6 protein-coding genes are annotated in these 9,326 nt (G+C 61.0%); 2 read left to right on the top strand and 4 right to left on the bottom strand.

The window, feature by feature from the left end; all coding sequences use genetic code 11:
• Positions 1 to 68: 68 nt before the first annotated feature.
• The 4 genes from HKD31_RS15355 to HKD31_RS15340 all read right to left on the bottom strand — a co-directional run bounded on the left by HKD31_RS15355 (position 69) and on the right by HKD31_RS15340 (position 5,908).
• Positions 69 to 1,340, bottom strand: a complete 1,272-nt coding sequence (locus HKD31_RS15355) for a hypothetical protein (RefSeq protein ID WP_194265675.1) — start codon at positions 1,338 to 1,340, stop codon at positions 69 to 71.
• The gene (locus HKD31_RS15350) at positions 1,328 to 2,416 is read right to left on the bottom strand and encodes a GHMP family kinase ATP-binding protein (protein WP_338085596.1); all 1,089 of its coding nucleotides are present in this window, start codon (positions 2,414 to 2,416) and stop codon (positions 1,328 to 1,330) included. The genes HKD31_RS15355 and HKD31_RS15350 overlap by 13 nt, the downstream gene beginning before the upstream one ends.
• On the bottom strand, positions 2,413 to 3,630 hold the full coding sequence (locus HKD31_RS16175; RefSeq protein ID WP_338085595.1) for an HAD-IIIA family hydrolase: 1,218 nt from the start codon (positions 3,628 to 3,630) through the stop codon (positions 2,413 to 2,415). Before HKD31_RS16175 ends, HKD31_RS15350 begins: the two co-directional genes overlap by 4 nt.
• Positions 3,631 to 3,751: 121 nt before the next feature.
• Positions 3,752 to 5,908: a glycosyltransferase gene (locus HKD31_RS15340; RefSeq protein WP_194265674.1), complete on the bottom strand. Its 2,157-nt coding sequence runs from the start codon at positions 5,906 to 5,908 to the stop codon at positions 3,752 to 3,754.
• A 352-nt stretch (positions 5,909 to 6,260) separates the two neighbouring features.
• Here HKD31_RS15340 and HKD31_RS15335 point away from each other — a divergent pair, with 352 nt between their 5' ends.
• Together HKD31_RS15335 and HKD31_RS15330 are read left to right on the top strand one after the other, a co-directional pair.
• Positions 6,261 to 7,721: a glycosyltransferase family 4 protein gene (locus HKD31_RS15335; RefSeq protein WP_194265673.1), complete on the top strand. Its 1,461-nt coding sequence runs from the start codon at positions 6,261 to 6,263 to the stop codon at positions 7,719 to 7,721.
• The gene (locus tag HKD31_RS15330) at positions 7,718 to 9,100 is read left to right on the top strand and encodes a glycosyltransferase family 4 protein (protein ID WP_194265672.1); all 1,383 of its coding nucleotides are present in this window, start codon (positions 7,718 to 7,720) and stop codon (positions 9,098 to 9,100) included. The genes HKD31_RS15335 and HKD31_RS15330 overlap by 4 nt, the downstream gene beginning before the upstream one ends.
• The last annotated feature ends 226 nt before the right edge of the window (positions 9,101 to 9,326 follow it).

Below are 9,326 nucleotides of genomic sequence, written 5' to 3'. Positions count from 1 at the left end.
ACACCAGTTCGTCGTACGGTAGCGGGTGGGCTTCGACTTGCTCATGACACCCAGCTACCAGACTGGTTTCACGCCGTGAATCCGCTTTCACGCCATTTGTGCAACAAAGCCACCTCATACGGCACTTTCCGCGTCAGCAGCATGACAGACGCCAGGCAGCGCCAGGTATCGTAATAATGACCATAGACCGGAATGATGATCGAAACTTCCGGATCACGCTCCTCCGGGAAGGACAGCGCAAACGGCAGGGACAGCGTGCTGTCACCCAGCTGCGCCATATGTTCGGAACAGACCACGCCCTTTGCGCATTTTTTTTCTCGCAGATAATGCGCGAGTGCTCCGAACTCCACGGCAGCTGGGTGTCGCGCCGTGTACCAGGCCGGATCAAACAGCGGATGCGGCCAGAACCCGCCCGCTTCTCCTTCTGCGGCATAATGCGCCAGAGGATTGGTTCCGTCTTTCAGACTGGTGGCATATTCCTCGGCATAGGCCACAGGATCGAAAACAGCATTCGGCCTGATCGCAGACCCGGGCGGACGCGCCAGAAAATCTTCCAGCGGTGTGCGTCCAGGCGCTATTTTTCCAACCTGCTTCAGATAGAAGCCCGTATCGAACAGGGGATGCGGATCGGGTGGGTTGCGTCCCTGATGGGTAATGTAATGGACAAGCGGATTGATCGCCGCCTCAACCGGCAGCGCAGCAGTATACCAGCTGCTGCTGAACAGCGGATGCGGATCCAGTCCCTGCGCTGCACCTGTCCAGTAATAATGTGCGACCGGATCAGTCCCTGGCGGCAACATTGCCGCGTAACGCCTGCAATACCAGGCCGCATCGAACAACGGCGACTGCGCAAGAAGGGCAATGCCTTTTCTGGCACCCCGTCGAACCTGGATCCGCGACCACAGACGCAGCGTGAGGGTCCAGTATGCGAGCTTGGCAGCCCGGCGTGCATGACGGGCAAAGACCGGATGGCGCTGCGCCAGATCCCTCAGCCTGCGCCCGACACGCCATGCGGTGGACTGAAGCAGCAGCCGATGCTCCGACTGGAGCTGCTGAAGCTGGTTGCGCAGTTCGGCGTTGCTGCGGGTCAGCGACTGGACATCATGCTCCGAAACCGGCTCACGTGCGAACAGACGTTCCAGATGACGGCTCCGCTCCTCCACCTGGAAGACACGCCCCATGGCCTGCTCCAGCTGATTCTCGATGAGCACACGCACATGCTTTTCGACCGCAGGCTCCCTGATGGGCAGATGCTCTTTCCCCGCGGACCGTTCCCCGTCGTCCCATCTCATGCCGTCTGCGAACGGGCTGTCATCAGTCACCGGCTTCAGCTCAGCCATGTTTCGGCTCCTTCCGTCACGAGATGTACGCCACCAGCCTGCGCGCCCGCACCATTCAGGCCGCGGATTACCTGCACCCGACGTTCAGGTGGCACAAGGAACATCATGAACCCCCCACCACCGGCGCCCGAGACCTTCCCACCGATCGCGCCATCCGCCATCGCCTGCCCATAGAGCTTTTCGATCAATGGATTGGAGATGCCCCGCGCCGTGTTTTTTTTCGCTTCCCACGACCGGTTCAGGATCTCGGCCATATGCGCCACTTCCCCGCGCAGAAGAGCATTCTTCATATCGTGCGCGTCCTGTTTGAGGCGATGCATGTTGCGCATGGTCTCTTCCGTAACCTTGAGCAGACCACTGCGCTGCTCGGCAATGATGTCGGCGGAGGCCCGCGACACGCCCGTAAAGGCGATGACCAGAGACATCTCAACCTCATTGCGGATACGACTGGACAGCCGCAGCGGGTTAACGATCACCTGGTTCTGGGCCAGGAACTCGATGAAGTTCGTTCCACCAAAGGTCCCGGCATACTGATCCTGCTTGCCCCCCTGAAGCCCCAGATCAATCCGCTCGATCTCATAAGCCAGGTGCGCCACATCGTAAGGACCCAGCGGAAGCTGGAGCAGGCTTACAAAAGCCTCCACCAGGGCCACGACCAGGGCGGAGGACGACCCGAGCCCTGATCCGGGGGGCGCATCCACGAAAGACGTGATGCGCCACGGCTCCACCTGTACCGAGAAACGACGGCTGATCCCGGCCAGAACCCCGGCATGAAGCCTGAGCTTTGCATGCACCGGAATGGTGCCATTGATGTCACGCGGGTCAAACGCTTCATCGATGCCCACATCGGGGGCGATGAAATGGACGTTCCCGTCCGCCGATCGCTCGATGAAGGCATAAGCATACCGGTCGATGGTCGTGTTCAGGACGGCCCCGCCGAAATCGTCACAGTACGGGCTGAGATCCGTCCCGCCCCCAGCCAGCCCCAGACGGAGCGGCACCCGTGCGCGAACGGCATTCCGCGTCCCGGCAATCGGGCGTGTGTGGGACGAGCGTGTATGAGGATCGCTGTTCACAGGAACGCCTCTCTTTCGGAAATCAGGTCAGCCAGACTGGAAGAGGCAACGCGGACGCCTTCGATACCGGCTGCACTGGCAGCCTGCATGTCGGTGGGCTGGTCCCCGAACATCACGCAGCGCTCCGGATCAAGCTCCCACCGCCGCAACAGGTCAAGGATCATGCCCGGTTCAGGCTTGCGGTCAGGACTGGTCCCCCGATACCGCTCCACAACGGCCTCAGGATGGATGGGGCAGTACCGCCAGTCGTCGATCGTCCCCCCATGCGTACGCACCGTCCCGATCACCCACCCCATCAGGAATTGAAGATCGTGCTCGGAATACAGTCCACGCGCCACGCCAGACTGGTTGGTGACGATGAAGACATGATGCCCGCTCTCCGTCATCCGCCCGATGGCGTCCAGAACGCCCGGCTCCCACTCGAAACGCTCCCGCGTCCCGACCCAGCCATGGTCACGGTTGATGACGCCATCCCGATCCAGGAACACGGCCGGACGCCGCAGCACCGCGGGCAGTTCATGTCCCGCCGCCGCAAGATCGTCCGGCAGGCCGATATCCCGGAAATATCCCGTCAGTTCCATGCCACGCAGATCTCCACCCGCTGCCAGCGCGGGCAGAATGTCCTGCTCCAGCGAACAGTCCGGCGACAGATGATCGAAGACCGTGTGATCCAACAGATATATCCCGCTGTTGATCAGTCCCGACTGCCCCAGCTGCTCGGCCTTCGGATGAAAAGACGCAACATGTTCACCATCTTCTGCCAGACGGACTTCCCCATACCGGTCCAGATCCTCGACTGCGCGCAGCAGCATCCAGTTCCCCAGCCGCGCCCGCGACAGGAACCGCGACAGGTTGCAGGAAAACAGGGAATCCCCGTTACAGAGCAGGAAACGGTCCTGAAGATGCGCGCGGGCATGATACAGCGCACCCCCCGTTCCCGCGCGGAACGGCTCCACGCTGATCGTGATCTTCGCCGGCTTCGGCAGAAAAGACCGGATCTGTTCCACGGCCTGCTCGATCTCGGCCGAGAGATGTCCTGCCAGCAGGACAAAATCCTCCACGCCAAAACGCTGCATTTCCCGCATCAGCCACGCCAGAAAAGGCCGGTCGCCACAGGTCATGAGCGGCTTGGGCAGGGCGCGGGTCAATGCGCCCAGACGCGTACCAAGCCCCCCCACCAGAATGGCGCACTGACGCACGGTCACATCACTCACGGGACTGGATACTCCGCAACGGAACGGAAAACGGAAACAGCAGGACAGAACATCTTTGATCTTTTCAGGCCAGAACGGATCAACTCAAGACGGATGACCGCAGAGAAAACGGAAAAATCCTTCAGGATAGCGCGGTACGCGGCGTGGATGCCTTATGCCGGCGGCCCAGCCGTCGCCAGGGCTTTGGCGCACGGGGTGGTGTGGCCAGTTGCAGGGCGTAGTCCGTTGCCTCGAGATTGGCATTCAGGAATGGATCATCGAGCATGATCTGCTCCCACCGTTCCAGCAGCCGCCCGACATCCACGCAGGCATTGAACAGGCTACGCGCCGTCCCGTCCCGGCCGCGCGTACCGCCATCCTCGTGCATCAGCGTCGCATGGGGCGTCCAGACGACCCGCAACCCGCCGTCCCGGGCGCGCAGACAGAAATCAATGTCATTGCATGTCAGGGGGAATGTCTCGTCAAAACCGCCGATCCGCTCGAAAACCGGACGGGGCACAAGCATACAGGCTCCCGTCACGGCCATCAGGTCCCGCGTCAAAACAAGCTGCCCCAGATAACCGGGGTTATCCTCCGCCGCGCTGCGCAGGATATGTTTGGGTCCGCGTTCCGTCAGAACAACGCCCCCATGCTGCAAAGTCCCGTCAGGATAGGAGAGCCGCGCCCCGACCACACCGACGCCGGGCTGCTGCGCCAGTGACACCATTTCCGTCAGCCAGCCTTCCTCAAGGACTTCGGTATCATCATTGAGGAAGAGCAGCATGTCGCCCTTTGCCAGACCGGCCATCGTGTTGTTGAGGGCAGACCAGTTGAAAGGCATGGCAAGCCGCTGCACCGTCAGCCGCGGATCACGGCCCATACGCCGCAGAAAATCAAGCATCTCAGGGTTCGTGCTGCCATTATCGGCGATCAGCACCTCGAAATTCTGATACTTGGTCAGCGTCAGAAGACTGGAAACGCAACGCTCGAGCAGCCTGAACTTGTCCCTGGTCGGGATGATGATCGAGACCAACGGTGTGCCATTTGTAGGATAGACGATTCTCGGCCAGACATTGCCGCCGATATAGACATCCTCAAGATCAAGATCCGGATGGCTTTCCCGAAAATGCCGAAGGACCACGTCTCGCATCTCAGGATGCTGCTGCGTAGCACGCACCAATGGGAACATGAGTGGCAGACCCGGCGTCCGCCCACGATGGAACAGAAGCCGGGGCAGATGATGGATACACACCGCCGGTACCTTCTCCGTCACGCGCAGCAACAAATCATACCGAGTAAAGCTGCCGCCCTCGTCACGGATTCCCCCCACCGCCATGATCCGCGCCCGGCTAAACACCGCAAGCTGCCCGATCACATCTCCCGCATAGGCGAGATCCCGGCTCCAGCCCGTCTTGAAAGAAGGGTGACAGCGCTGCCCGTCACTGCCCAGACGATCCTCGTCACAATACAGAAGCACCAGATCAGGCCGGCTGGCGATAGCTACCGCAAATTCGTAAAGCGCCGTTCGGGAAAGCTGGTCCCCAGGTTCCAGAAAGGCACAAAAACTGCCCGCCGCTGCCGCCAGTGCGCTCCGCCAGCGACCTTCAACCCCCTGATGGGGCGAAACTTCCACACCGATGAGTCCGGGCACACGTCGCATAATCTCTTTAAGATGCGTGCGAATACCTGGTCGCAGGTTCTCAGGATAAACCACAATCAGCGTCCAGTCGGTATAGATCTGCGCTTCCAGGGAAGCGATTGTTTCCTCCAGAAGGTCCAGCCGGTGATCGCTGACCTGCACCATCAGGGAAAATGTCGGCCGCGAGGTCATCCCCCGGTCGATATGCCGTCCAATGGCCAGCTGATCGGTGGGCGACAGCCGGTCATAACGCAGCAGCCACGCTTTGTAGGCCATGTCATCCTGTGGCGGCGCACCTTCTGGGTAAAGCAGCGCGTAGAGATCCGTTCTCGTCCCGGCTTCCTCCGATCCGGCAACGATCACCAGTCCATCGCCCCGGTTTGGAGCCGCCAGAAGACCAGCTTCTCCCTGCGGATCCGGCGCCCGGTCCAGCCCGTTGTGATACAGGAAAGACACGTATCGCGCATCGCAGACGTCTTCGTCACCATGGAGCTGCCGGAACTCTGGAGATCCCGCAATGACATGGGCGATGTCATGGAATGTCGCCCCATCTTCCAGCAGGGAAGCAAAGTGAGCGAGAGCGGCAGGCTCTGGTCTTCTTCCAAGACCTGTACGAAATAGCCGGACGATGTCAGCAGCACTCTCGGTCGAAATCGGCATGGCAGAACGGTTTCTCAGAAATTGGATCAGAAACGGAGGTCAACGAACGCGGCTTACGCGAGACTAACATTTTTCATGCCGTCGCGTGCAGTCTCGTTTGCAGGTTTTTTGTCTTATGGTTTTTTTTAATCAGGGGCGATCTGTCTGAAATAGCAAATAATCGTCATAAGTTCAGATTCGAAAAATGGAAATTTTCAGCAACAAACATAACATTTCCCCGCTCTGACAGCATCCGTGTTTCAATCAAGGCCCAAGACTGCTTGCTCCGGAAGCGGCCTTTATTCTACAGAACGCCCTACCCCGTTTGACAGACCGGCGCTCTCGCCGGCCAGCCCGAGGCTACTCCGGACGCATGAGCGAAGATTATACAATCTGGATCGACGTCGAAGACATCTTTCAGTACTTCGAGAAAAACGCCCGCCCCAGCGGAATCCAGCGCCTCGTTTTTGAAATTCTTCGCGTTATCCGCCAGCAGGCCGCCTCCATGTCAGGGATCGGCCGGATCGTCTTGACCCGTCGCGGACAGGTAGACGGCGACCTCCTCACACCCGTCTCCTTCGCGGATCTGGACGCCCTCTTCGCCGTCAGGACGGATGAAAAAGTCATTCCCGACGCCACACCCGCGTCTTCCACCGCACGGTCGCCCCGCGCCCTGATCCGGCGCCTGCGTCATGGTATGATCCGACGGCTGGAGAGCCTCCCCCCCGAGCTGGGCCGCCCCCTGCTGAACATTGCCGTCAATCAGCTCCGAGCGCTTCAGCTCCTGCGCCGCTATGTCCGCTCGCGCCTGCGCCGTTCCCCGGCCGTCGCCTCCCCCACACCTGCGCCACAGCCCGTTTCCGCCACCCCAGATCCGGCTGCGTCCTGCGCCAGCGCCCCCCAGCGCGGGGACATTTTCCTGATCCTGGGGGCCGCCTGGTCCGAACCGGATTTCGGGGAGCGTCTGGCCCGGATGCGACAGGTCTACGGCATCCAGCCCGTCCTGCTGCTTTACGATCTCATTCCGACGGTACGTCCTGAATGGTGCGCCCTGTCTCTGATCCAGGATTTTTGCCACTGGCTCGACACCACGCTGCCTCAGTGCGGCCGCCTGCTGGCCATCAGCAACGCTACCGCCCACAGCGTGGAAGACTATGCCCGCCGGCATCGCCTGCAGCTGCTTGCCCCGGTCCAGACCATTCCCATCGGCAGCGGTTTCGGGCCACCGCGCCAGGTTTCGGATGAACGCCCCAGGGGGCTGCCCGCTACGGGAAGCTATGTCCTGTTCGTCTCCACCCTCGAGGCGCGGAAAAACCATCTTCTGGCTTTCCGCATCTGGCGTCGTCTGGTGACCGAGCTGCCACGCGAGGAGGTCCCGACGCTGGTTTTTGCCGGCCGTGTCGGCTGGCTGGTCTCCGACCTCATGCAGCAGCTTGAAAACACCGAGTGGCTGCGCGGCAAGATCCGCCTCCTGAACAATCCGACCGATGAGGAACTGTCCCACCTCTACGAAGGCTGCCTCTTCACGCTGTTCCCCTCCCTGTATGAAGGCTGGGGCCTGCCCGTGACGGAAAGCCTCGTGAACGGCAAACCCTGCATCGCCTCGAATTCCACCTCTATTCCCGAGGCAGGCGGCCCCCTGACGCGCTACTTCGACCCGGAAGACATTGACGACGCCTATCGCGTGGTCCGCGACACCATCGCGGACCGCGAGGAACTGGCCCGCTGGCAGAAAGAGGTCCGCACACAGTTCCAGCCCGTCCCGTGGGAACGCACGGCCGATGCCGTCCTGGACGCCTGCCACACAGCTTACCTGAGTGAAAAAACATCATGATCCTGTGGATCGATATTGACGATCTGCTGTTTCACCTCCTGCATCACGGGAGGCCGAGTGGCATCCAGCGCGTCGTATTTGAGATCAGCGCAGCCCTGCGCACCCTCCGCAGTGAAAATGTCCAGTTCGTCCGGCGCGGCCCGGACGCCACTCACCCCCATGACTTCCGGACCGTGAACTGGGCCGTTGTGGAAACCCTGTTCCGCCAGATCATGGCAGGCGATGGAAAGGGAACCAGCGGTTCGGCCGCATCCCTCCCCCCCGTCACACCATCCATCGACAGGATTCCGTCCGAAAAGGGCCTGTCCACCTTCCTTCAGGCGGAAGGCCGGACGTTCGCAGGCCTGCGTCCCCTCCCCGCCACGCTGGGGCAGCTGGCCCTGCGCGCCGGACAGCGGAAGCTGAGCCAGCGTCGTAATGCCGGCCGGTCCGGGCAGTATATGGAGGACACGAAACTGGCGGACGCCGCCCGCCCCGGAGACGTGTTCCTGACCCTCGGCGCACCGTGGCACCACCGGAACTACATCCACACCATCCGCTGGATGCGCGATGACCTGCGCATGTCCTATGGTCTCTTGATGCATGACCTCGTGCCGGTCCGCTGCCCCGAATGGTGCGATCGCGGCATCATCACGACATTCCGCGCCTGGCACCGCGCCGTCCTGCCCCTGGCCGACGTCATTTTTGCCAACAGCAAAGCCACAGCTGCGGACGTGCAGTCCTACCTGACAGAACTGGACATCGGCACCTCCATCACCGTCCAGCCCATTCCGCTGGGCACAGGCTTCGGCCTCGCCGACATGCCCGTCGCTTCCGCCCCCCTCGTGACCGGTCCCTACGTTCTGTTCGTCTCCACCATCGAGGCCCGCAAGAACCACGCCCTGCTCTTCCGCGTCTGGCGCAGGCTCCTCGAAGACCTGCCCGAAGACCAGGTTCCCACCCTCGTCTTCGCCGGCCGGGAGGGATGGCTTGTCTCCGATCTCATGCAGCAGCTGGAAAACACCTGCTGGCTCAACGGCAAGATCCGCTTCATCCAGAACCCGACCGATGCCGAACTGCGCCGCCTCTACGCCGATTGCAGCTTCACCGTCTTTCCCTCTTTCTTTGAAGGCTGGGGTCTGCCCGTGACGGAAAGCCTGAGCATGGGCCGTCCCTGCGTGGCGTCCGGCACGACCTCCATTCCCGAGGCCGGCGGCAGCCTCGCCCGCTATTTCAATCCACACGACACCAACGACGCCTACCGCCTCATCCGCGACACCATCACAAACCAGCCCGCACTCGGCGAATGGACAAAACAGGTCCGCTCCCGCTTCAAACCCCTCCCCTGGACAAACAGCGCCAGAGCCATTCTGGCAGCATTCGATAGCCTTATATCCTGAACAGCTTATGGCTTAGGCTCAGGACCTATTAATTTATTGAACTGAGTGGGCATTATGAGTCACAGGCTTACTGATGGAGGTTAGGTCGCTGAAGGGGGACAGTCAGTATGGGAGAACTAGGTCGTGTTGACAAAAGGTCTATACGATCATCCTGAGATCTGATTCACTGGTTGCTTCTACGAAGGCGATAAGGTGAAGCGGGGATGGCACGAGGGGATCTGACGGA

This window comes from Gluconobacter potus, assembly GCF_015244705.1.
Taxonomy (GTDB): domain Bacteria; phylum Pseudomonadota; class Alphaproteobacteria; order Acetobacterales; family Acetobacteraceae; genus Gluconobacter; species Gluconobacter potus.
This window is presented reverse-complemented; position numbering and strand designations above follow the sequence as displayed.

What these genes read in the sequence shown, in the direction of transcription:
- HKD31_RS15355 (WP_194265675.1), bottom strand. Translation starts at nt 1,340, where the DNA reads ATGGCTGAGCTGAAGCCGGTGACTGATGACAGCCCGTTCGCAGACGGC.
- HKD31_RS15335 (WP_194265673.1), top strand. Translation starts at nt 6,261, where the DNA reads ATGAGCGAAGATTATACAATCTGGATCGACGTCGAAGACATCTTTCAG.
- HKD31_RS15340 (WP_194265674.1), bottom strand. Translation starts at nt 5,908, where the DNA reads ATGCCGATTTCGACCGAGAGTGCTGCTGACATCGTCCGGCTATTTCGT.
- HKD31_RS15330 (WP_194265672.1), top strand. Translation starts at nt 7,718, where the DNA reads ATGATCCTGTGGATCGATATTGACGATCTGCTGTTTCACCTCCTGCAT.